Source organism: Pedobacter sp. UBA4863 (assembly GCF_002399615.1).
Lineage (GTDB): Bacteria > Bacteroidota > Bacteroidia > Sphingobacteriales > Sphingobacteriaceae > Pedobacter.
This window is the reverse complement of sequence record NZ_DHDZ01000008.1, coordinates 1-23,846: the sequence shown is the minus strand read 5'-3', so window position 1 is coordinate 23,846 and position 23,846 is coordinate 1. Positions and strand designations below refer to the sequence as shown.

Below are 23,846 nucleotides of genomic sequence, written 5' to 3'. Positions count from 1 at the left end.
TATTCTTATTGAAATTTAAACAGCTTCTTAAAGACCAATATTTATTTTAAAATTTTACATTCTAAAGCTAATTCATCTTTTGTAGCACACACTCGCGACTACTAATAAAAGTTTTTTAATTTTTTTAAAAAGTATCAAACGCTTGAGAGGCACTTTAAACGCACTTTTTGAGTAAAACAGGGGGCTTGCTCAAAATTGTGCTATTTTATTTCTATCCAAACTATCCTATATTTACTGCTCCGTTCAATAAAAATCAAAGATTAATGGCAAGATTAAATCTATTAGAAGAAACGAGGTTCGAAAAGCTACCAGTAAGTATTTTTAAAAATCCGAAAGAAGCTTCGCTAAGTGTTGCAAACCGTATCGCTTCGCTAATCAAAGAAAAACAGCAACAAAACCAAAATGCAGTATTGGGTTTGGCAACAGGGGCAACACCGGTTGCGGTTTATGCAGAATTGGTAAGGCTACACAAAGAAGAAGGCTTAAGCTTCAAAAATGTGATCACCTTTAACTTGGATGAGTACTATCCAATGCAGCCAAATTCGGTACAGAGCTATGTTACCTTTATGAATGAAAATTTGTTCAATCATATCGACATAGACAAAAACAATGTACACATTCCAGATGGCACCCTAAGTCTTGAAGAAATTCCAGCTTTCTGTTTAAATTACGAGAAGAAAATAGAAAGTGTTGGCGGACTGGATATTCAGATTTTAGGTATTGGTCGTACAGGGCACATTGGTTTTAACGAGCCGGGCTCTGCGCCAAACTCGGGAACCCGTTTAGTTACACTAGACGATTTGACGCGTAGAGATGCTGCCCGCGATTTTGGTGGCAAATCTAACGTGCCTACCAAAGCCATTACCATGGGTATTGGTACTATCTTCAAAGCCAAAGAGATTATCTTGATGGCTTGGAACAGAAAAAAAGCTGCCATTATTAAAAAGGCTGTTGAAGGCGAAATTTCTAGCGAAGTACCGGCAACTTACTTACAGCTATCAGACAATGTAGAGTTTATTTTAGACGAAGATGCGGCTTTAGACCTCACTAGGTTTAACACGCCTTGGTTGGCAAGAGATTGTGATTGGACACCGGCGCTTACCCGTAAAGCGGTAATTTGGTTGGCAAAGCATCTTAAAAAACCTATCCTTAAGTTAACTGAAGACGACTACAACAATAACGGTATGGCGCAGTTGGCTACAGAACAAGGCCCGGTTTACGACATTAACATCAACATTTTTAACAAACTACAACATACCATTACCGGATGGCCGGGCGGTAAACCTAATGCCGACGATAGCCAACGTCCGGAAAGAGCAAATCCTGCAAAGAAAAGAGCAATTGTATTCTCTCCGCACCCAGATGACGATGTAATTTCTATGGGCGGTACATTTATTAGGCTGGCAGACCAAGGGCACGATGTACATGTGGCCTACCAAACTTCGGGCAATACTGCTGTTTGGGATGATGACGTGTTGCGCTTTGTGGAGTTTAACATCGATTTCTCTGAAAAAATGGGAATTGATCAAAAGAACATGAGAAAAACTTACGATGACATGCGTGAGTTTATGGCCAACAAGCTACCGAACCAAGTAGATACAGAAGAAATTAAATTGGTTAAAGGTTTAATTAGAAAAGGCGAAGCCATTGCTGGTGCTCGTTTTTCGGGCTTACCTGATGATAACATCCATTTTATGGCATTGCCTTTCTATGAAACTGGCAAGGTGAAAAAAAATCCAGTTTCTGAGATTGACATTCAGCTAACTATGGAATTGCTTCAAAAAGTAAAGCCACACCAAGTTTTTGCCGCTGGCGATTTTGAAGACCCGCATGGTACGCACATTGTGTGTTTTAACTTAATTGTTGAATCTTTAAGACGCTTAAAAGCTACCGAAGATTGGGTTAACGATTGTTGGTTATGGATGTACCGTGGCGCTTGGCACGAGTTTGAACCTCACGAAATTGAAATGGCCGTTCCGTTAAGTCCTAACGAAGTGGAGCGCAAGAAGCTGGCCATTTTCAAACACCAATCGCAAAAAGATATTCCAGTTTTCCCTGGGGATGACCCAAGAGAATTTTGGCAAAGGGCAGAAGACAGAAATCGCGAAACTGCAAAAACTTACGACGAATTAGGTTTAGCAGACTACGAAGCGATGGAGGCTTTTGTGAGATACCATTATTAAACCTCCCCTAACCCCTCCTAAAGGAGGGGAAATCAAATTGCCCTCTTCTCTTCCGCTTGGGAGAGATGCATAGGGAAGGAGCGGATTTAAAAAATATCTTCTATCTTTAGCTTAATAAACTAAATGATAGAAGATATTTTTATTTACACACCATGCAAACCAAACCACAACGCCTCTTATCGCTCGATTTTTTTAGGGGACTAACTGTTGCGGCCATGATTTTGGTAAATAACCCCGGCAGTTGGAGCCACATTTACCCACCTTTGGCGCATGCTGAATGGAACGGCTGCACCCCTACCGATTTAGTGTTCCCTTTCTTCTTATTTATTGTTGGTGTTTCTATTGCCTATGCCATGGGCAGCAAAAGAGAAGACGCCGCAGTTCACGGAAAAACGATATTAAAAGCCTCGAAGAGAGCTTTCACGCTCTTTCTTTTGGGATTTATTCTAGCATTTTTCCCTAGAAACTTTAGTGATTTCGATTTTATGGAGTCGTTAAAAACAGTAAGAATACCAGGCGTACTACAAAGAATTTCGGTGGTATTCCTAATTTCATCCATCCTGTTTTTAAAACTGAGTGATAAAAGATTATTTCAAACCATTGTGGTACTCCTATTTGGCTATTGGGCTTTAATGACCTTCGTTCCCGTACCCGATTTCGGCCCTGCCAACTTAGAAAAGGAAACCAATTTGGGGGCCTGGTTAGACCGTACACTTTTAACCGAAGCCCATTTATGGAAAGCTGCCAAAACTTGGGACCCAGAAGGAATTTTAAGTACATTGCCCGCTATTGGCACTTGTTTAATTGGCGTATTGGCAGGTACTTACCTTAAAAAGAAAACCATAGCACCAGCTACAAAAATTGCTTGGTTGTTTTCTGCAGGCACATTATTGTTCATAGGTGGTTTACTTTGGGATTTACAATTCCCTATCAATAAATCGTTATGGACTAGCTCTTATGTGTTATATACTGGCGGATTAGCGACCGTTATTTTAGCCTTGTCTTACTGGCTGATAGATGTTAACGGCTATAATCGCTTTACCAAGCCTTTTGTGGTTTATGGGGTAAATGCCATTACTGTTTTCTTTTTATCGGGCTTAATGCCACGATTACTGAACATGATTAAAATTGACCTAAATGGCGAAAAAGTAGGTGCTTTAAGTTATGTGAACAAGGCTTGGTTTGTGCCTAATTTTGCCGACCCCTTAAATGCTTCACTAGCTTATGCTGTTGCTTTTGTGCTTTTCTGGTATGTAATTCTTTGGGTAATGTATAAAAAGAATATTATTATTAAGGTTTAAGGGTTTGGAGTAGAGAATAAGGAGCAAGGAACAAAGAACAAGGAGCAAGGAACAAGGAGCAAGGAATAAGGACTTGGTAGCTGTTGTACATTTAGCCACAGATACACAGATTTAACCTATGTTTGGTGTATCACCGCTACCATTTATGATAACCATAAGTAAAACCACCAAGGCTCCAAGAACACAAAGACTTATCTTCCACATTGGATTTTAAGAATAAGAGCGCTAAATGTTTTGGCAAGCCCATCACAACAAATGAGCGCTGAAATAGGCCTGCCTGCCAATGCAATGCCCACCAACAGCAGTCTTTTACTTGGCTTACTTCACCTCTACTCCAACTGGTCCGCTGGGCTCGCTTTCGTTCTTAATTCTATCTAATGCGGTTACCAAATAACTGTATCGTTTACCTTTTTCTACGTTGGTGTCTAAGTAAAAAGTGTAATCGGTAAAAATTATATGTATCATATTTCTAGCGTTCAATACATTAATTTTTTCACCTTCTTCAAAACGGTAAACCACATAGCCCGAAGCTGTTTCTCCATCCTTAGCTTTTAGGGGCTTTGCCCATTTTAAGTTCACGCCATCTTCCTGCGCATCGGCAGTTAAGTGTTGGGGTTCGTTTGGCGCTAGGTCATCTATCCAAGGCATTTGTGGTGGCAAGGCTGGATATTTATAAAAATTGTTTTTGAGCGAATCTGCCAATCCCCTAGCTACTGTTGATAATGATTTAGAACTGAAATAAACACTTCCCTGCACGCGGTTATTGGCCCTAATTGCCCTAATCTGATTAGGTATTTCATTAGGTTTTGCCCAAGCAGCTTCTCTTTTAGTGCTACCATTATGGATAAGGTAAGCACCTTGGCCAATATATAGATGGCGACCAAAAGTATTATTGCCCCACCAATCTAACAGCACCTGAAACGGTGCCGCAGCACGAGAAAAAGAGAAATATATTTGCGGATTAATGTAATCTACCCAACCTTCTTTCACCCATTTTCTAGAATCGGCGTAAAGTTCTCCATAGTTAGATAAACCGTTAGTTTTAGAGCCCAGCGTGTCTTCCCTAAAGTTTCTCCAAATACCAAATGGACTAATCCCAAATTTAATATGCTTTTTGTAATGATGTACACTATCGTTCACCATTTTAACCAGCAGGTCCACGTTGTTTCGGCGCCAATCATCAATCTTGGTAAAACCGTTCGGATATTTCTCAAAAGTGGCGCTATCTTTAATTACCTGCCCCGCAATGCGATAGGGATAAAAATAATCGTCAAAGTGTACACCGTCAATGTCATAGCCTTTTACCACATCGAGTATTACCTGGGTAATGTACTCCCTATTTTCTGGAATACCTGGGTCGAACAAGATTTGCCCGCCGTATTTGTAAAATAACTCTGGCCTTTTATTGCTAATATGGTCTGGCTCCGTTACCGCCCTTGCCGACATGGTGGCCCTGTATGGATTAAACCAAGCGTGTAGTTCCATTCCCCGTTCATGGCATTCTCTTATGGCAAAAGCCAAGGGATCATAACCTGCTGCAGGGGTTAAGCCTTGCTTTCCCATTAGCCAATGGCTCCAGGGTTCTCTAGATTTTGCATAAAGCGCATCTGCTGTGGGCCTAATTTGCAGAATAACTGCATTTAACCCATTTGTTTTATGCTGGTCTAATATGGCAATAAGTTCTTGTTTTTGTTGGTCGGCCGATAGCCCTTGCTTAGAAGGCCAATCTATATTAGAAACACTTGCTACCCAAACCCCTCTAAATTCGCGTTTCGGGGCAATTTTTAGCGCTTGTTGTGCGTTTAAGGTAGAAACAAAGATGAAAAGCAGCAGGGTAGCTAAAAAGGGATACTTAAAAATTTTTAACATTTTAAAAAGTTTGATTAAAATAGGCTAAAGTGTTAACGCCTTTTTCATGTTTCTTTTACAAAAGTGACATTATTTTTATACTTTTTTTATTTTTTGCTAAGTTAGCATTTAATTTTATGCTTTAATTTTACATTAGTACACTCACCAAAGACCATGCACGAGCCTGAAAAAGCTATAAACAACAAAGTAGATCGCAATAAAGTTTATTTCTTAATTATTGTAATTATAGCGTTACTTGGAATAAACGGATATTTATACTTTAAAGATAAACAGCAAACCAACAGGTTTGTAACTATAAATACGGAAAAAGATCGTTTAAAATTAGAAGTTGAAAAAATAGAAGTTGAGCTAGACAGGGTTAACTTGTTAAACATTACGCTAAACGACAGGTTAATTGATGAGCAAAAACTAGCTAGGGATAAAATTGCAGAACTTAAGCTTGCCCTTAAAAAAGGAGAGCTTACCCAACGTGAGCTAGATGAAGCGCATAGGCAAATTAATACGCTACGTGATTTTGTAAAAAACTACAACAATCAAATCGCCATTTTGGAGCAGGAAAACTCTTATTTAAAAACAGAACGCGACAGCTTAAAAACAAGTATTAACGACTATAACCAACAAACTGAAAATCTACGAAGAGAAAACAAAACCCTAAATAGAAAAGTAAAAGCTGGCTCTGCATTAAAGACCTCAGCTATTGAAGTAAGCGCATTTAGGGTAAAAGATAATGGCAAAACTGCTTTAGTTACAAAAGCTAGCAGTACCAATAAGTTAACCATTAATTTTGGCATTGCCCCAAATGAATTGGCAGAGAAAACCTACCACAAGATTTTTTTAAGGATTATTGACCCAGCGGGAAATTTAATTGCCGACGAAAACAACATGTTCGAATCTGGCGGTCAGCAAATGCAATACAGTAAAGCCATTGAAATTTCGTATAACAACGACGAGACCAAGTATAAAATAGATTGGATTAACCCTAGGTCTTTTATTAAGGGCAATTACGGCATTTTCTTGTATGCCAATGGCTTTCTTATGGGTAAATCGGAGATTGAGCTTAGATAAGACAAAAGCATTTAAAAAGAAATCCCGTTTAGGTTTGTCCTAACGGGATTTTTATTTGCTAAAAGACTAATTGAATTAACGAATTAGGCTTTCAATGGCTTTATTTACTTTATCGAAACCAAACTGATTTAGCGTTTGTTGCATCCCGGCAGCTATTTCTTGGTTCATTAAGTTGCCAATAGTGCCTTCGTGCGTATGTTTCACTTCGTACATTGGCTTAAAAGTTCCGGTTTCAATCTGTTCGCCAACCACTTTGTAAGCATCTCTAAAAGGCATGCCGTTTAAAGCGAGCTCATTTACCACTTCAACACTAAACAAGTAATCGTATTTTTTGTCTTTCAAAATATTGTCTTTGATGCTGATGTGCTGCAACATAAACGTAGTGATTTCTAAACATTCGTTCAGTGAAATAAACGCAGGGAACAGGTTTTCTTTCAGCAACTGTAAATCTCTGTGATAGCCCGATGGCAAATTGGTGGTCATCATGGCAATTTCGTTAGGCAAAGCCTGAATTTTATTACAACGAGAACGCACCAGCTCAAAAACATCAGGGTTTTTCTTGTGCGGCATAATGCTGCTGCCCGTGGTAAGTTCTGATGGAAAACTGATAAAACCGAAGTTTTGGTTGATGAACAAACAAACATCCATGGCCATTTTAGCCAAAGTAGCTGCTACCGAAGACATGGCCTGTGCTAAAATACGCTCGGTTTTACCACGACCCATTTGTGCATAAACCACGTTATGGTTTAAACTTTCGAAGCCCAAAAGTTGGGTAGTTAACGTTCTGTTTAACGGAAAAGATGAGCCATAGCCCGCAGCCGAACCCAATGGGTTTTTATTGGTGATTTTCCAAGCGGCCAACATCAGTTCCATATCGTCGGCCAAGCTTTCGGCATAAGCACCAAACCACAAACCAAATGATGATGGCATGGCGATTTGCAAATGCGTATAACCCGGCAACAATTTACTTTTATGTTCTTCGCTGAGCTGGATAAGTTGATTGAATAGCAATTCGGTATTACCTACCATTTCTTCAATACAACTACGGAAATACAACTTTAAATCAACCAAAACTTGGTCGTTACGTGAACGGCCGCTATGGATTTTCTTACCTGCTTCGCCGATGCGCTGGGTTAACAACCACTCTACCTGCGAGTGCACATCTTCCACGCTGTCTTCGATAACGAAGTTGCCTTCCTCAATTTCTTTGTAGATATTTTTTAATGCTGCTTGAACTTCCTTTAGCTCTTCGGCAGTTAATAAATTGATGGTTTCTAGCATTTGTGTATGTGCTAAAGAGCCCAGCACATCAAACTTTGCCATTTGTAAATCTAATTCACGGTCTTTGCCAACGGTGAAGTTTTCTACAAATTGGTTTACATCAATATTTTTCTGCCAAATTTTCATTTTATGGTATGCTTATAAATCTGCTGCTAATTTAAGTTTTATTTCTGGCCATTCGCTTTTAAGGATGCTATAAAATACCGTATTGCGAATAAAGCCATCGGCAATTTTCATGTGTTGCCTTAAAGTTCCTTCTTCGGTTGCACCTAATTTTGATATCGCTTTGCGTGATTGCACATTACGTTCATCTGCTTTTAACTCAATTCGATTTAAACCCAAAGTTTCAAAGCCATATTTTAGGATTTCGTACTTCATTGCTCTGTTTAAACCCGAACCTTGAAATTCTTTTCCAATCCAAGTCCAGCCGATTTGCCCACGTTCATCTTTCCAACTGATTTCGGCCAAACGGGTACAGCCAGCTACTTTTCCCGAAACAGCATCAATGATTGTCCAAACCGCACAATGGCCAGCGCTTCTATCTGCAATTGCCGATTGAATATATTGATGCAGATTTTCTCGGATACTGAGATCTTTCAAGCCATAAACCCAAAGTTCTTTTTCTTGCGCAATTGGCCAAAGCAATGCTTCATCGCTTTGCTGTAAAGGACGTAAGATTACTTTTTGGTTTTGTAAGGTAACTTCTAGGTTTTTCAAATCGTAATTCGTCAATCTACAATCCAACCACTGGTTTTAACATCGCAATATAGCCTTCAATGCCCTGTCTAATTTCATCCACATACAAAAACTCATCGGCCATGTGCGAGCGACCAGAAAAACCTGGGCCACATTTTAATGATGGAATAGATAATAAAGCTTGGTCTGAGGTGGTAGGCGAACCGTAAGTGGTTTTTCCTAAAGCAATGCCAGATACTACAATTGGGTGATTTTTATCAATTGACGATGGCTTTAACCTTACCGACCGTGGTTTTACTTCGCAGCTTACATGTTGTTTGATAATCTCTACCACTTCTTCGTTGGTATAAGCGTCCGTTACGCGAACATCAACCGTAAACGTACAATTTGCGGGTACTACATTGTGTTGCGAACCTGCATTGATAATAGTAACCGTCATTTTCACGGGACCAAAAACCTCTGATACCTTTGGAAATTGGTACGTACGGAACCACTCAATATCTGGCAAGGCTTTGTAAATGGCATTTTCGCCTTCTTCACGAGCTGCGTGACCAGCTTTTCCGTGAGCCGTGCAATCAATTACCAAAAGTCCTTTTTCGGCGATAGCCAAATGCATTTCTGTAGGTTCGCCCACAATGGCAAATTCCAATTCTCCCAAGTCTGGGATGACCAACTCTAAACCATTGTTGCCTGAGATTTCTTCTTCGGCAGTTGCCGCCAAACAGAAGTTATATTTTAAACCTTCTTGCTCGTAAAAGTATAAGAAAGTAGCAATTAACGACACCAAACAACCGCCGGCATCATTGCTGCCCAACCCAAATAGCTTGCCATCTTCAATGGCGGCATCGTAAGGATCGCGTGTATAGCCCGAATTTGGCTTAACAGTATCATGGTGCGAGTTGAGCAGAATTGTGGGCTTAGATGCGTCGAAATGCTTATTGTACGCCCAAACATTGTTTAGCTTACGGGTGGTTTTAATACCGTGTTCGCCTAAAAACTGCGCAATTAAATTGGCTGTTCTATCTTCTTCCTTGCTAAAAGACTGAATGCGAATTAAATCACGCAATAATTCAGTACTTTCTTTAATTAGTTTTTCAATCATTCTATTTACGATATTAGAATTACGATTTACGATTTTGCTCGTTTCTGCGAATAGTTACAATTGATGCTACTATGATTGACAACAATTCATTTCCCTCTTCCCAATTCTTTCGAATAAAATCCTTTTCATTTGGATTGAATTCTTCCAACAATTCTAGAAAAAACATCGCTTCATCTAATTCTTCTTCAACTATCTTCAATTTGTTTACGAAATCTGCAGTAGATTTTGCTCTACATGCAGCTCTATAATTCGCCCCTACCGAACTAGAACATCTTACCAATTGATTAGAATAGTTTTTATTTATTATGTTATACGATAACCTCGAAATTAGCTTAGCAATTGATATCGAATATGCTTTTGTTCGCTGTTTTAACATCTCGCTATTCATAATCGTAAATCTAAAATCGTAAGTCGTAAATCCCTTTATTCGTTATATAACCCACCAGCTTTTTTGGCCGATAGTTTTATTCCTTTAATTAGCGATGAACTGAAACCGTTATGCTCCATTTCATTTAATCCGGCAATGGTACAACCTTTTGGCGAAGTTACTTTATCTATTTCGGTTTCTGGGTGGGTTTGGTTCAGCAACAGCAAATCTGCCGCACCTTTGGCCGTTTGCACCGCCATTTTCAAGGCATCGTGGGCATGGAAACCAATTTCTACACCGCCTTGCGATGCCGCTCTAATGCTGCGTAAAAAGAAAGCAATGCCGCAAGCACATAATGCCGTTGCCGAAGTCATTAAATCTTCTTGGATAGTTACTACAGCGCCAACAGTTTCAAACAAGGCTACCACTTCGTTCAGATTTTCTTCGGTTGCGTTATCTGTAGCCACGCAAGTCATGCTCTGCCCAATAGAAATTGCGGTATTTGGCATCGCTCTAATTACCTGCACATTTTCGCCGAGTTCTTTGCGTACATCGGCACAGGTTACTCCCGAAATTACCGATACAAACAGTTGTTTTTCTGGATTAACCGCTGGTGCCAATTGCGTTAAAACTTTCTTCAATTGTTGTGGCAATACAGCCAGAACCACAATATCAACTCCTTCAATAGCCGTGAGGTTATCATCGCTTACTTTAAAACCAGCAGCCACTTCTTCGGTCATTAACTTAATATTTCTACGAGTTAATGTAATGTTTTCTGCCTTGCAATACGCTTTGTTTACCAGTCCTTTCGCTAAAGACAGTCCGATGTTTCCGCTACCTATAATGGTTATTTTTTTCATCATTTTGTGATTACACAGTTTTTATGATTTCACCGATACTTCGATGGTTAATTATTTTTTGAAAAACAATCGATATGCTCTTTTTAATGTTAGTCCTGTCTGTCCCGTATTTATCGGGGCTATTCGCTTCAATTTTTTTGCCCTCTGTTTCCGTCATTTCGAATGCTAGTGAGAAATCTAAAAGTTAGATGCTTCTCAAAAACAGATTTAACTTCGTTGATTTTCAATTCTCAGTTGTACCTCCTTCGAAATGACGACTAAACAATGTTACTTCAACAATTTTGTGCCAAAGGTTCCCTTTTCAATCTCCGCCAATTCATCGGCTTTGCCAATATATACCGAAGTTACGCCTTTATTAATAGCCTCAAAAGCATTATGCAATTTCGGGATCATTCCACCTGCCACCGTTCCATCAGCTTTTAAGGGTTCAAAATCAGCAGAGCGAATTTCCCTTACTACCGTTTCATCATCGTTTACATCTTTTAGCACGCCTTTTTTCTCAAAGCAATATACCAAATGTGTTTCGTAAACGCTCGACATGGCCACCGCCACCGCCGAAGCTATGGTATCTGCATTAGTATTCAATAACTGCGTAGCCCCATCGTGCGTAATGGCACAAAGTACAGGTACAAATCCAGCTTGCAGCAAATTAGTCAATGAGCCAACCGAAACCGAGCTTTCATCTAAATCTCCTACAAAGCCGTAGTCTATTTCCGTTACTGGACGCTTTTTTGCTTTAATGATATTGCCATCTGCGCCCGTTAAACCAATGGCATTGGTGCCTTTGGCTTGCAACTGTGCTACAATATTTTTGTTGATCAAGCCCGCGTAAACCATGGTTACCACCCGTAAAGTATCAATATCGGTAATCCGCCTACCATCAACCATCTTTGCTTCAACACCTAATGAAGCGCTAGTTTCAGTTGCAATTTTACCACCACCGTGAATTAAGATTTTAGGCCCTTCTAAAGCTGTAAAATCCTCTAGGAAACGATGTAAGTTCTCAGAATTATCGATGACGTTTCCGCCTATTTTTATGATGGTTAGTTTTTGCATAACACTGTTCTATTGTTGAAAGGTTGGAATGTTTTAAAGTTGTAACGTTGCCAAACTCTATTCTGACCACACTGCCAATTCATAGCCATCAGCGTCGGTAAATTGGAAACGCCTACCCCCAGGAAAACTGAAAATATCTTTCACAATTTTTCCGCCAGCAGCCAATACTTTGTCCCTGGTAGCTTCAAGGTCTGATGAATAAAGTATCACCAAAACAGTTCCATTAACGGGTGCGCCTGTGGTAAATCCTCCATCAACATATTCACCTTCAAATGCAGTATAATCGGGTCCATAATCGGAAAATTTCCAACCAAAGCATTCGGTATAAAAATTCTTCGCTTTTTTAATGTCTGCTGATAGGAATTCGATGTATTGTATTTGTTCGTGTTTTAGTTTTTGCATGGTTCATCTCGTTATTTGAATGGCGACTTTATTATTTTAACCTTTCCAATATCCCTTGTATTTGTGAGACTTACGAAGTTTTAAAAACTTTGTAAGTCTGCTCTTGCAAAAGCTTTGGGCTTTTAGCTTTAGTCTTTCTGCTTTTTATAGTTCTTCTAACATTGCTTTTAGCACCGCTTGTGCAGACCATAATCTATTTCCTGCTTCGTGAATGACTAATGAATTTGGTCCGTCTAATATTTCGGAAGCCAATTCTAAATCTCTACGAACCGGCAAACAATGCATTACTTTTGCATTTTTGGTGAGCTTTAGTTTTTCATTGTCCATCATCCATCCCTCTGGAAAATCTAACAACTTGCCATATTCTTTGTAGCTACTCCAATTTTTCACGTAAACGTAATCTGCATCGGTAATAGCTTCATCTAGATTATGAGAGATTTTTGCCCCAGGTGTAAAGCTTTCCTCTAGCTCAAAGCCTTCGGGTTGTGCAATGGTAAAATCTAACATGCCCTCGGCTTGCGCCCTGCACATCCACTCGGCAAAAGAGTTTGGTACCGCTTGCGGTAGTGCTTTAATATGTGGCGCCCAAGCTAAAACCACTTTTGGTACTTTTCCGTTAGCTCTTTCAGCTATAGGAATTGGATTGGTTTCGGTAATGGTTATTAAATCGGCCAAGCTTTGTAATGGATGCCTGGTTGCACTTTCTAAACTCACCACAGGCACGCCACAAAACTTCACGAATTTATTGAAAAACTCTTCGTTGTAATCTTCTTCTCTGTTTTGTAGCTTAGGGAAAGAACGTAAGCCTAAGACATCGCAATACTCGCCCATTACGGCGGCCGCTTCGCGAATGTGCTCTACAGTAGTACCATTCATGATCACACCATCCTGCGTTTCTAAAGCCCAGCCTTCTTTGTCCATGTTCATCACCATCACGTTCATCCCTAAATTAAGGGCTGCCTTTTGGGTACTTAAACGGGTACGCAGGCTGGGGTTCATAAACACCAACCCGAGGGTTTTGTTTTTACCCAAATCGCCATAAGCATAAGGACTAGCTTTTAATGCCAATGCACTTGCTACTAATTGTTTGATGTCGGCTACATCGTGTACGGAAGAGAAAAGTTTCATCTTAAGCGGAAAGTTAAAAGCGGAAAGCAAAAAGCTTTTCCTAGTTTACTGTCTAATTTTCTTCAAGAGGCCAATCAGCATAGCTTTTACCTCATTAATTTTATTGTCTGTTTCCCTATATAAATCTTCAGTTATATAGTTCAAATCTTTTATCAATAATACTGCATACTCGGTTTCATGACAAGAACCTAAAGCCATATCTAAAAATCTAGCGAAGTCTGCATCAGAATTTCGTCCTGCACCTTCAACAATATTTAACGCAATGGAGTACGTTGCTCTTTTTAACTGGCTACCCAAATCATATTTTTCAGAAGTCGGTAAAACAGGCAGCACACTTCCATAAACGAACAGCGTTAACCCATGTGCCTTTTGCCAAACTTCATATTTTTTGTAGTCTCTCATTTTTGTCAATGCTTTTTGCTTTCAGCCTTAAGCTTTTATCGCTTTCTCAAAAGCAACAAGAAACTCATCAGCATTGTCCTTTGTCAAATTTAAAGCTGGCAGTAAACGGATAACATTAGGTTTCGCTTCGCCAGTAAAGATGAAATGCTTAAACAACAAATCTTTCTTCACATGGGCTAGCTCTTCTCGTAACTCGATGCCAATCATTAAGCCTCTGCCACGCACTTCTTTTACTTGCTCAAATTTCTTTAGTTCTTCGATTAGATAAGCGCCTACTTCTGCTGCATTTTTCATCAAGTTATCTTTTTCGATTACTTCTAAAACTGCCAACGCCGCAGCACAAGCCAAATGGTTACCGCCAAAAGTAGTACCCAATTGTCCGTGCCAAGGTTTAAATTTTGGTGCAATAGAAATTCCCGCAATTGGGAAACCGTTGCCCATGCCTTTTGCCATGGTATAAATATCGGCATTTACGCCAGCCCAATCGTGCGAGTAGAACAAGCCTGTTCTGCCATAGCCACATTGTACGCTATCGGCAATGTAAACGGCATTGTATTCGTCGCAAAGCGAGCGGATTTTTTGCAAGAAACTTTTTGAGGCTTCTTTGATACCGCCTACACCTTGGATGCCTTCGATAATTACCGCAGCTATTTCTTTTCCATGTTTTGCAAATTCATCAGCTAGAGCCTGTTCATCGTTAAATGGCAAAAACGTAATATGATCTGTTTCGTTAACAGGAGCAACAATTTTTGGGTTATCGGTAGCGGCTACCGCTAAAGAAGTACGGCCATGAAATGCGCCTTTAAAAGCAATTACTTTCTTTCTTCCATTATAAAAAGAAGCCAATTTCAAGGCATTTTCATTAGCTTCGGCACCTGAGTTACATAAGAACAGTTGGTAATCGGTTTTACCTGAAACTTGGCCTAATTTCTCTGCCAATTGTACTTGCAAAGGAATTTTGATAGAGTTAGAATAAAAGCCCACTTTGTTTAACTGCTCGGTTAAACGTTGCACGTAATGTGGGTTGGTATGGCCAATGCTAATTACCGCATGGCCGCCATATAGGTCTAAATATTGTTGTCCGTTAGCATCCCAAACATTGCTGCCTGCTGCTTTAGTGATTTCTATGTCGTTTAATGGATATACGTCGTATAAGTTCATTTTTTCGTTGTTGTTGTCATCCTGAGGAACGAAGGATCTGGTTCATCGCTTGCAGATACTTCGGCAAGCTCAGTATGACAAGGTGTTTAAAAGTTCGCGGCCTTTAAGCGCAAACCACTGTTTTCTTCCAAGCCAAACATTAAGTTCATATTCTGAACTGCTTGTCCGCTGGCACCTTTTAAAAGGTTATCGGTAATGCTAATGATAAACAGTTTATTGCCATGTTTTTCTAAGTGTACAAGGCATTTGTTGGTATTTACCACTTGTTTTAAATCGATGTTTTTTCGGCTTACGTGTGTAAATGGATGGTTGGCGTAATAACTTTCGTAAAGCTCGTAGGCCTCATCTTCGGTTAAATTACATTCGGTATATATTGCTGCCAAAATGCCTCTGGCAAAATCGCCACGTTGTGGGATGAAATTTAAAGCTCCAACCCCTAAATCCCCTGAAGGGGAATTCCTAACCAATTGCAAAAGGCTCTCGCCAATTTCATTTAAGTGTTGATGTTCAAAAGCCTTGTAAATCGACAGATTGTTATTTCTCCAGCTAAAGTGTGAGGTTTTGCTTAAACCCTGACCTGCGCCTGTTGAGCCTGTAGTGGCATTGATGTGTACTTCGCTTTGCAATAATCCCTTTGAAGCTAATGGCAATAAACCTAACTGAATACAAGTGGCAAAACAACCTGGGTTAGCAATGTTTTGTGCCGATTGGATTTTATCTTTATTCAATTCTGGTAAACCGTAAATAAATTGACGATTTCCGATTGACGAATTACGATTTAATCTAAAGTCTTGGGACAAATCGATGATTTTTACTTTTTCGTTTATCGGGTTTGCTTCTAAAAATTTCTTTGCATCACCATGACCAACGCATAGAAACAACACATCGATGTCTTGCAAAATTTGGTCAGTAAATCTCAAATCTGTATCACCAAACAAATCAGTGTGTACATCCGAAATCAGATTTCCTGCGTTGCTGCTGCTATTTACAAAAGCAATTTCTACGTTTGGATGGTTTAACAAAATACGCAACATCTCTCCGCCCGTATATCCTGCTCCGCCAATAATCCCTGCTTTTATCACCCCTAAATCTCCTAAAGGGGACTTTGAATTTATATCATTAATACTTTGCTCCATAACTAAATGTTGGGTTAAGCCCCCTTCAGGGGGGTGGGGGTTATTCCCCCGAGTTTACTTTATGCCAAATCATTACTTGGTTGCCGAATATTTTAGAGAAACCTTTTACGTCTTCGCCACTCCAAGCATTGTTCATTTCGCCGTAACTGCCAAATTTATTGCTCATTAAATCGTTAGCACTTTCGATACCGATGATGTGGAAACGATATGGCAACAACTCTACAAATACTTTTCCGTTAACGGTGCTTTGTGTAGAACTCAAAAAGGCTTCCATGTCTCTCATAATTGGATCGTGGAATTGGCCTTCGTGCAACCAGTTACCATAGAAAGAAGATAAGTTTTCTTTCCAGCTCAACTGCCATTTTGTTAAGGTGTGTTTCTCTAAAGCATGGTGCGCTTTGATGATGACCATTGGCCCCGCTGCCTCAAAACCCACACGACCTTTAATGCCGATAATGGTATCGCCAACGTGTATATCACGACCTACACCAAAAGGAGCAGCAATGGCTTGTAACTTTTGGATAGCTTTTACTGGTGCCAAACGCTCACCATCAACTGCAACCAATTCGCCTTTTTCGAAAGTTAATTCTACTTTCTTGGCTTCGGTTTCGGTTACTTGGGTTGGCCAAGCACTTTCTGGCAGGGTTTGATTCGATGTCAATGTTTCTGCGCCACCTACCGAAGTACCCCACAAGCCTTTGTTAATCGAATATTTTGCTTTTTCGGCAGTATATTCTACGCCATGTTTTGCTAAATATTCAATTTCCGCTTCGCGTGATAATTTCAAATCTCTAATTGGTGTAATGATTTCTACATTAGGGATCAGGATATTGAAAATCATATCGAAACGCACTTGATCGTTACCTGCACCGGTACTACCGTGAGCCACATAATCGGCACCAATTTTCTTTACGTAATTGGCAATTGCCGTAGCTTGGCAAACACGCTCGGCACTTACCGACAAGGGATAAGTAGCATTTTTTAATACGTTACCAAAAATCAAATACTTGATGCTATCGTTGTAATAGTTTTCGGTTTCATCTACCGCAGCGTGCGATGTTACCCCTAAAGCATAAGCCCGTGCTTCTATTTCGTTTAACTCTTCTTCAGAAAAACCACCCGTGTTTACCACTACAGAGTGTACTTCTAAATTTCTGTCTTTAGTTAAATGAATGCAACAGAACGAGGTATCTAAACCTCCGCTAAATGCTAAAACAACTTTTTTCTTCATCTTGTATTTATTTTATTAACCCTCAACTCCTAAAGGGGAGTTGTGTAGGATGATTTATAATTTCTATTTATTAATTAACGCCAAAAACAACAATAGCGATTTTAGGTCGCCACCTCTATTTTTTTCTATTAAACGCTGTTTAATGCGCATAAAACGTTCGTAAAGCTTTGGCTTTTTCTGTAGTTCTTCTGCAAATTCTTTGGCTGCTTCGTGTTTCTTCTCTTTTGGATCGTACAACATGGCTGTACACATACAGTTTTTACGCTCCTTCATCTTCAATATCTCGAAGTTTACACAGCTTTGGCAGCCTTTCCAAAATTCTTCATCTTGGGTAAGTTCCGAATAGGTTACAGGTTCGTAACCTAAATCAGAATTGATTTTCATTACGGCCAAACCAGTAGTCAATCCAAATATTTTTGCTTTAGGGTACAGCTTTCTCGATAAGGCGAAAATCTCTTCTTTAATAGCTTTTGCCAATCCGGCTTTACGATATTTGGGGCTTACTATTAATCCTGAGTTGGCTACAAACTGCCCGTGGCTCCAAGTTTCAATGTAGCAAAATCCGGCCCAGGTGCCATCCTTATGGAAAGCAATTACCGACTTGCCTTCTTGCATTTTGCCTGCCACATATTCTGGCGAACGTTTAGCGATACCTGTGCCCCTCGCCTTTGCAGATTCAGCCATCTCGTCAACTATTTCTTCTGCAAAAACACGATGTTCAGGAAGTGCGACTTGCACTATAAAATCGTTATTATTCATTAATTCTTTAACGAAAAAATAAGGTTATTCTTGTTAATTGGGTTTTTATTGAGGATCAATTCCTCATGGGTTTTAAGTTCCCTAGGGGCAAGACTTAAATACGCGGGGTAAAAAGTTGCCGACTTGTAGTGATGTAGAATATGGGGTGCAAACGCTCAATAAAATAACCGTTAGGAGCCATTGTTTTGGCTTCTAAGACAGATAGTTTATGGATGATTTGATTGCTCATTTTTTATAAAAACCAATTATCTGAATTGATTGTGCCGCAAAGGTTTAAATAAATTTCGAGTTGTGCAATACAATTTGTGTTTTTTTACATTTTGTTTATTATTTATTAACGCTAAAAATCAAATTTAAAATTTTAATGTAGCGAAATTGAATTGTTAAACGTATTGATAGCAGTTTGGCTTGTGTTCCACTCGTTATTCTTTATTTAACAAAGTTTAACATCGCACTAGAGCCAATAAAATCAATATTTGTATATTTGAAACATAATTTTAAGACAAGAAAATATTTTGGTCATCAACTTTTTATCATGAATACAACTCCTACTAAATTCTCCTTTAAAAAAACATATGCTTTAATTGCAATGGCAACAATGGCATTAATTTCGGCTTGTGGTAAAGATGACACCCCAGTTCTCGCCTACGGCTCTTTTAGTGTTTATAATACTTCGCCAACGCTTGCAACTTATGATGTTTATTTGAACGGATCTAAATTAAATAGTGCAGCACTGCCCTATGCCGGGGGTGTAAAATACTCGCAACTTGTTGCTGGCACTTACGAAACTAAATTTACCGTAGCTAGCGAAACAGCTGCTCTATATACAAAAAGTATTACAGTTAGTAAAAACTCTATTTCTACGTTGTACTTAATTGGTACCAGCAATAGTTTTGATGGCTTGCTTGTTTCTGATGAAACCACCAATGTATCGAACGACAAGGCCTATGTACGTTTCATTAATGTTTCGCCAGACGCTACCGCCCTAGATTTAGGCATAAAAGATGCTACCAGCAATTTGGCCAGTAACAAGGCGTTTAAAGCGTATAGCGAATTTGTGGCCGTAGAACCGGGAACAAAAGTTTTTGAAATTAAAGAGGCTACAACTCCAAATATTAAAGCTACTGTAGAAAAAACCTTGGTAAAGGGCGGGTTTTACACCATTTTAGCTGGAGGAAAGGTTACTCCAAGTAATGACCTAGAAAAACCTTTTAACGGCCAAATACTTACCCATCAATAATTACCTGCCAAACCGAAAAAAATACGCCAGTGGATCTACTTCATTTTGTAGCATCCCAGTAATCATATCGGCTCCTATCACCGAAAAAGTAATGCCATTGCCACCAAATCCCAAGCAGAAATAAGTGTTTGGGAATTTGGGGTGAGGACCAATGTATGGCAACCCGTCTTTGGTTTCGCCAAAGGTGCCGCTCCAAGTAAAATCGGTTATAAAATCTATTTCGGGCATTAGCTTTTTTATTGCTTTTGATAGCTTTTCTTCTTTTTGGCCCAGCAAGGCATCGCGTAACAGGGCATTTTTAAAGTTCTCGTCTTCGCCACCCACCAGCAACCTATGGTCTGCAGTAGTTCGCATGTATAAATAGGGATGGGCGGTATTCCAGAATAAAGTGTTTTTAACTGCCGAGGGAATATTTTTCATACGCTCGCTAACCACAGCGTAGGTGCTTTTTAGCTTCACTATTTTTTCGGGAATAATTTGTGTGCTCTCATAGCCTGTGCAATAAATAATTTTTTTGGCTCTTATTTTAGCATTAGTACTGGTTTCTACCAATACTTGGTCTTCGAAATATTTTACTGTTTTGAGTTCGGTTTTATCATAAATTTCGAGTCCTTTATTTTGATTGTGATTAAGCAACTGATGAGCCAATCGAAACGCATCTACACTGCCGCCATCTTTTGATAAAATGCCGCCTTCGCTTTTTAGGCCATAAGTTCTACGAATTTGCTCCTGCCCTAACCAACAAACCTCGAAACCTGCTTTTTCCCTTCTTTCAAATTCTGTCTTTAGCCACTTAACATCTTTACTGCTGCTAGCAAAATATAGCGATTCCTTTTTCATAAATTCATTATCAGATTTAATTTCTGCGGCAATTTTCCCTAAGGTGTCAATAGAATCTCTACAGGCTTTGTAGCTTGCAACTGCCCCAATCTCGCCAATAAGTTTTGCTAATTGGTATAAGGGCACGTCTATTTCGTATTGTAACATAGCGGTGGTGGCCGATGTACTTCCATTGGCCACTTCTCTTTTATCAATTATCAACGTACGAAAACCAGCTTTTATGCAAGCATTAGCCATTAATGCCCCTGTAATACCTGCACCCACAATAAGTACATCGCAATCAGTGTCTGCTTGTAACGATGGATAAGAATTTAATATGCCGTTATTGATTAACCAATAAGGTTCATTAGATCTGATATTCATGGCAGTTGTTTTAGGAAGAACACGCAGATTGATGTTTTGTTTAAGTGGCAATGATGTTTTAATTAAAACGAGTTTGAACAGGCACTTTACTAAACATTACATGAGCATTAGCCTTATGAAACTCAAAATCTCAGTCAACAATCCGTCAATACTTGTTTGATTAAAAAGCGATTTTTTCTTAAAAGATTGCAAATGATTTTGTCGTCTATCCTCTGTAAAGCAACGTTCGTCAGTAGTATTTAGCTTTCTGTCTTCAAAGCGGTTTGCCTCTTCCAAAAAGAAAAATATATAAAAGATATTTGTACTGCTGTTCTTAATTAAAAACAATTGCTCATATGACAGATACTGCTCTTTTTAAAACAATATTTATCGCTATAAGTATATTTTCTATGCATACCACTTTGTTGGCTCAAAAAAGCAAAAGCACAAAAAATGATATTGTTTTAAGTGAGCTTAATTTTGGCCAACTTGCAATTAAGACCCATATAAAACATGCATTTGAACAGAATCTGGATACTACTGGGATGATCGTGAGTGGTATTGAGATCGTAAATGGTCTCAAAGCTTATTCAACTTTAAAACCAGACAGCACACAACGGTTAATCTGGTATCCAACCTATGCTTATATAAATGCTACACATGATTTTGGTTTCACTTCGGGGCCATATCTTTATTACGCAAAGGCTACAGAAAAGCCCGATGCCACGGGCAACTATTTCTCTATTTGGAGAAAAGACCAAAACGGCATCTTTAAGCTAATTTTTGATGGAGGGGTTAATCACTCCAAAATAAGAAACGATTATAATATAGCCATAAACAATGGATCAACCCAAGTATCTAAAGTAAAAGCGGCTGCTAAAGAAATTATCTCAATTCCTCCATCACTACAAAAAACCGACGAAACGATAAACTTCTTGAACAATAAAGTGATGATCTTACGAACGGACAAACCAATTTTATGGGGTAAAAGTCAATATCAACCTTTATCTACTAATATGATCTACACACAAAAAGGATCGGGATATGATAAAAATGGCACTTTGTTTTATTGTTTTGGTAATCTTGCTATAAATGCCACAGCAGCTTTACAGCGTAAATTTCATGGTTACTATGTACAGGTATGGCATTTTAACAAAAAGTGGGAAATTATAGCCGACTTAGTACAATTAACTAAATAACCGAAACTGCTGTATATCTACTAATTAGAGGTGTTTATCTACAAACAGACTTAATTTTATTTCACTTCGTAATTTTTAAATATAGATTGCTAATTTTATACTTACAGGAGTATATTTTTAGGCAACAAAAACCCTGTAAAAATCTGGCCATCAACAAATAAAGCCTTAAGACACCTTCTGTTTTGGGGCGTATGCACGTGTATTTTAACACTTTTATTTGCTGTTGGGCTGCCGGGCTACTTTTTAGCGCTTAAATTGGTATTAATGCTATTGCCTGTGCATGTTTTATATTACTATACTGTTGATCTTCTTATTATTCCCCACTTCCTGTTTAAGCGTAAATTTTTAACACTTGTTCCTTCGTTTATTTTTGTTTGCATTATTTACACCTGCCTATACCGTTTAATTGAAATCTTGTTTGCCGATCCCTATCTATACCAGCAGATGAAACCTTTAAACCCTAGCTTTAAATGGAAAAAAATAGAAGGGAGTTTTCAGCAGCAGTTTTTCAATGGCCAGTACATGATCCATGCATTAGAGCAATCGAATGCTATTATTTGGGGCGCACTCTTAATTAAATTCATTAGAATGTGGTACGAGCGAAAACAAATGGCTCTTCACTCTGAACTCAATTTTTTAAAAGCCCAAATCCATCCTCATTTTCTATTTAACACTTTAAATAACCTTTACGCTCTTACCCTCAACAACTCTCCTTCATCTCCAGAAGTGGTACTGGGGCTTTCCCAAATACTTCGTTACATGCTTTATGAGTGTAACTCTGCATACGTGCCCTTAAAAAAAGATATCGAAATTATTAAGAATTACATTACGCTAGAAAAATTAAGGCATGGTGATAGGCTAGACCTCAACTTCAAGGTAAAAGGAGAAATTAATGAGCAGCAAATTGCACCACTCTTAATGATTCCGCTCATTGAAAATGCTTTTAAACATGGCGCCAGCGAGATGATGGAAGATGCCTGGATCAATATGGTTTTAGAAGTAGATGATAGCTCAATTAAGTTTAAGGTATCTAATGGCAAACCTATAGAACTAGAAAAAACACATCAAGCGCATTTCGGAAAAATTGGACTTGAAAATGTAAAAAAGCGATTGGAGCTGATTTATCCCGAAACACATCAATTTACCACATATAACGAAGAAGACATGTATGTTGCTATTTTAGAAGTTACACTTAGCCCCGCCCCTCTTGCCAACTTAAACGCCAATTACACGCATAGCAACTTAAATTATAGCCCTTTAACTACAAGCAAATAAAAACAATGAAAATAAAAACGCTTATAGTAGATGATGAGCCCCATGCTATCGAAATCATCCAAAAGTATATAAAAGATTTCTCTCAGGTAGAATTAGTTGCAACCTGCAATAATGCTGTTCAGGCCTTTCAAATCTTACAGCAAAACCAAATAGACCTTATTTTTTTAGATATTAAAATGCCTGGGCTTTTAGGTACAGATTTGATAAGAACGCTTAAAACTCCGCCAAAAATTATATTCACCACGGCCTACCAAGATTATGCATTGGAAGGCTTCGATCTAAATGCGGTTGATTATTTACTTAAGCCCATACCTTTTGACCGCTTTTTAAAAGCAATGGACAAAGTATTTGATTTATATAAACTACAACATCAAAAAATAGGGTTTCCCTCACATCTTCCCGAAACCAAAGGCGATGATTTTATGTACCTGAGAGTTGAAAGAAAAACACTTAAAATAAATGTCAATGATATTTATTGGATGGAAAGCCTTAAAGATTATATCAAAATTACGCTTAAGGATAAAGTACTAATCAGCAAACAAAAAATAGGTGTACTCGAAGAACTTTTACCGAGCGATAAGTTTATCAGAATACATCGGTCTTTTATGGTTGCCACCGATAAAATAGAAAGCTATCATGCTTATGCTATTGGTATTTTAGGCAAAGAACTTCCCATTGGCCGTAATTATAAAGCAGAATGTAAAAAAAGGCTAACACAAGCAAGCTAAATAACTGTATTTCAGCATTTATATTCAAAAACAAACTATCTGTCTATAATAATCTTCTGTTTGTCGATTAAGTAAGTAAATCCATTCTTTTTTACGGATTTTCGAAGCAATTAATAAAATTTATAGAGGTCATAACTTAACTACATATTAACTCAGCCTGAGAAACTGGTTTTCTATTCACCATTCTTTTGATTAGGTTGTTAAAGATTGTCTGCTTGGATTG

At 38.7% G+C, this 23,846-nt stretch carries 23 protein-coding genes; 7 read left to right on the top strand and 16 right to left on the bottom strand.

Annotation, left to right across the window (positions count from 1 at the left end):
* Positions 1–263: 263 nt before the first annotated feature.
* Positions 264–2,183: a glucosamine-6-phosphate deaminase gene (gene nagB, locus B3I52_RS01310; RefSeq protein WP_293297718.1), complete on the top strand. Its 1,920-nt coding sequence runs from the start codon at positions 264–266 to the stop codon at positions 2,181–2,183.
* Positions 2,184–2,335: 152 nt separating this feature from the next.
* A complete protein-coding gene (locus tag B3I52_RS01305; protein WP_293297715.1) occupies positions 2,336–3,484 on the top strand; it encodes an acyltransferase family protein in 1,149 nt (382 codons plus the stop codon).
* 318 nt (positions 3,485–3,802) lie between these two features.
* Here B3I52_RS01305 and B3I52_RS01300 read toward each other — a convergent pair whose 3' ends face one another.
* Positions 3,803–5,353, bottom strand: coding sequence for a glycoside hydrolase family 10 protein (locus B3I52_RS01300; protein WP_293297712.1), 1,551 nt, complete (start codon positions 5,351–5,353; stop codon positions 3,803–3,805).
* A gap of 153 nt (positions 5,354–5,506) precedes the next feature.
* On the opposite strand from B3I52_RS01300, the gene B3I52_RS01295 reads away from it, so the two are divergent.
* Positions 5,507–6,418, top strand: a complete 912-nt coding sequence (locus B3I52_RS01295; protein ID WP_293297711.1) for a hypothetical protein — start codon at positions 5,507–5,509, stop codon at positions 6,416–6,418.
* 75 nt (positions 6,419–6,493) lie between these two features.
* Here the strand turns inward: B3I52_RS01295 and argH are convergent, their stop codons facing one another.
* The 14 genes from argH to B3I52_RS01225 all read right to left on the bottom strand — a co-directional run bounded on the left by argH (position 6,494) and on the right by B3I52_RS01225 (position 18,228).
* Positions 6,494–7,825 carry an argininosuccinate lyase gene (gene argH / locus B3I52_RS01290; protein WP_293297708.1) on the bottom strand — a complete coding sequence of 444 codons (1,332 nt, stop codon included), beginning with the start codon at positions 7,823–7,825 and terminating at the stop codon, positions 6,494–6,496.
* Between the two features lie 12 nt (positions 7,826–7,837).
* Positions 7,838–8,416, bottom strand: coding sequence for a GNAT family N-acetyltransferase (locus B3I52_RS01285; RefSeq protein ID WP_293297706.1), 579 nt, complete (start codon positions 8,414–8,416; stop codon positions 7,838–7,840).
* A gap of 16 nt (positions 8,417–8,432) precedes the next feature.
* Positions 8,433–9,497, bottom strand: a complete 1,065-nt coding sequence (locus B3I52_RS01280; protein ID WP_293297703.1) for a M20 family metallo-hydrolase — start codon at positions 9,495–9,497, stop codon at positions 8,433–8,435.
* A gap of 19 nt (positions 9,498–9,516) precedes the next feature.
* A complete protein-coding gene (locus tag B3I52_RS01275) occupies positions 9,517–9,885 on the bottom strand; it encodes a four helix bundle protein (protein WP_293297700.1) in 369 nt (122 codons plus the stop codon).
* Between the two features lie 35 nt (positions 9,886–9,920).
* The gene (gene proC, locus B3I52_RS01270; RefSeq protein ID WP_293297721.1) at positions 9,921–10,724 is read right to left on the bottom strand and encodes a pyrroline-5-carboxylate reductase; all 804 of its coding nucleotides are present in this window, start codon (positions 10,722–10,724) and stop codon (positions 9,921–9,923) included.
* Between the two features lie 267 nt (positions 10,725–10,991).
* On the bottom strand, positions 10,992–11,780 hold the full coding sequence (gene argB / locus B3I52_RS01265) for an acetylglutamate kinase (protein ID WP_293297697.1): 789 nt from the start codon (positions 11,778–11,780) through the stop codon (positions 10,992–10,994).
* A gap of 57 nt (positions 11,781–11,837) precedes the next feature.
* Entirely contained in the window at positions 11,838–12,182 is a 345-nt protein-coding gene (locus B3I52_RS01260) for a VOC family protein (protein ID WP_293297694.1), read from the bottom strand.
* A 144-nt stretch (positions 12,183–12,326) separates the two neighbouring features.
* The gene (locus tag B3I52_RS01255; protein WP_293297691.1) at positions 12,327–13,310 is read right to left on the bottom strand and encodes an acetylornithine carbamoyltransferase; all 984 of its coding nucleotides are present in this window, start codon (positions 13,308–13,310) and stop codon (positions 12,327–12,329) included.
* A gap of 45 nt (positions 13,311–13,355) precedes the next feature.
* Positions 13,356–13,712, bottom strand: coding sequence for a four helix bundle protein (locus B3I52_RS01250; RefSeq protein WP_293297689.1), 357 nt, complete (start codon positions 13,710–13,712; stop codon positions 13,356–13,358).
* Positions 13,713–13,739: 27 nt separating this feature from the next.
* Positions 13,740–14,873, bottom strand: coding sequence for an aspartate aminotransferase family protein (locus tag B3I52_RS01245; RefSeq protein ID WP_293297687.1), 1,134 nt, complete (start codon positions 14,871–14,873; stop codon positions 13,740–13,742).
* An 86-nt stretch (positions 14,874–14,959) separates the two neighbouring features.
* Positions 14,960–16,009 carry an N-acetyl-gamma-glutamyl-phosphate reductase gene (gene argC, locus B3I52_RS01240; protein WP_293297684.1) on the bottom strand — a complete coding sequence of 350 codons (1,050 nt, stop codon included), beginning with the start codon at positions 16,007–16,009 and terminating at the stop codon, positions 14,960–14,962.
* A gap of 40 nt (positions 16,010–16,049) precedes the next feature.
* Positions 16,050–17,240, bottom strand: a complete 1,191-nt coding sequence (gene argG, locus B3I52_RS01235; protein WP_293297681.1) for an argininosuccinate synthase — start codon at positions 17,238–17,240, stop codon at positions 16,050–16,052.
* A gap of 63 nt (positions 17,241–17,303) precedes the next feature.
* Entirely contained in the window at positions 17,304–17,999 is a 696-nt protein-coding gene (locus B3I52_RS01230) for a GNAT family N-acetyltransferase (RefSeq protein WP_293297679.1), read from the bottom strand.
* A 94-nt stretch (positions 18,000–18,093) separates the two neighbouring features.
* Positions 18,094–18,228, bottom strand: coding sequence for a hypothetical protein (locus B3I52_RS01225; protein ID WP_293297677.1), 135 nt, complete (start codon positions 18,226–18,228; stop codon positions 18,094–18,096).
* A 306-nt stretch (positions 18,229–18,534) separates the two neighbouring features.
* Here B3I52_RS01225 and B3I52_RS01220 point away from each other — a divergent pair, with 306 nt between their 5' ends.
* A complete protein-coding gene (locus tag B3I52_RS01220) occupies positions 18,535–19,239 on the top strand; it encodes a DUF4397 domain-containing protein (protein WP_293297675.1) in 705 nt (234 codons plus the stop codon).
* Here the strand turns inward: B3I52_RS01220 and B3I52_RS01215 are convergent, their stop codons facing one another.
* Positions 19,240–20,442, bottom strand: a complete 1,203-nt coding sequence (locus B3I52_RS01215; protein WP_293297672.1) for an NAD(P)/FAD-dependent oxidoreductase — start codon at positions 20,440–20,442, stop codon at positions 19,240–19,242.
* A 335-nt stretch (positions 20,443–20,777) separates the two neighbouring features.
* On the opposite strand from B3I52_RS01215, the gene B3I52_RS01210 reads away from it, so the two are divergent.
* The 3 genes from B3I52_RS01210 to B3I52_RS01200 all read left to right on the top strand — a co-directional run bounded on the left by B3I52_RS01210 (position 20,778) and on the right by B3I52_RS01200 (position 23,623).
* A complete protein-coding gene (locus tag B3I52_RS01210) occupies positions 20,778–21,620 on the top strand; it encodes a hypothetical protein (protein ID WP_293297669.1) in 843 nt (280 codons plus the stop codon).
* A 444-nt stretch (positions 21,621–22,064) separates the two neighbouring features.
* A complete protein-coding gene (locus B3I52_RS01205; RefSeq protein WP_293297667.1) occupies positions 22,065–22,895 on the top strand; it encodes a sensor histidine kinase in 831 nt (276 codons plus the stop codon).
* A 5-nt stretch (positions 22,896–22,900) separates the two neighbouring features.
* The gene (locus B3I52_RS01200; RefSeq protein ID WP_293297664.1) at positions 22,901–23,623 is read left to right on the top strand and encodes a LytR/AlgR family response regulator transcription factor; all 723 of its coding nucleotides are present in this window, start codon (positions 22,901–22,903) and stop codon (positions 23,621–23,623) included.
* The last annotated feature ends 223 nt before the right edge of the window (positions 23,624–23,846 follow it).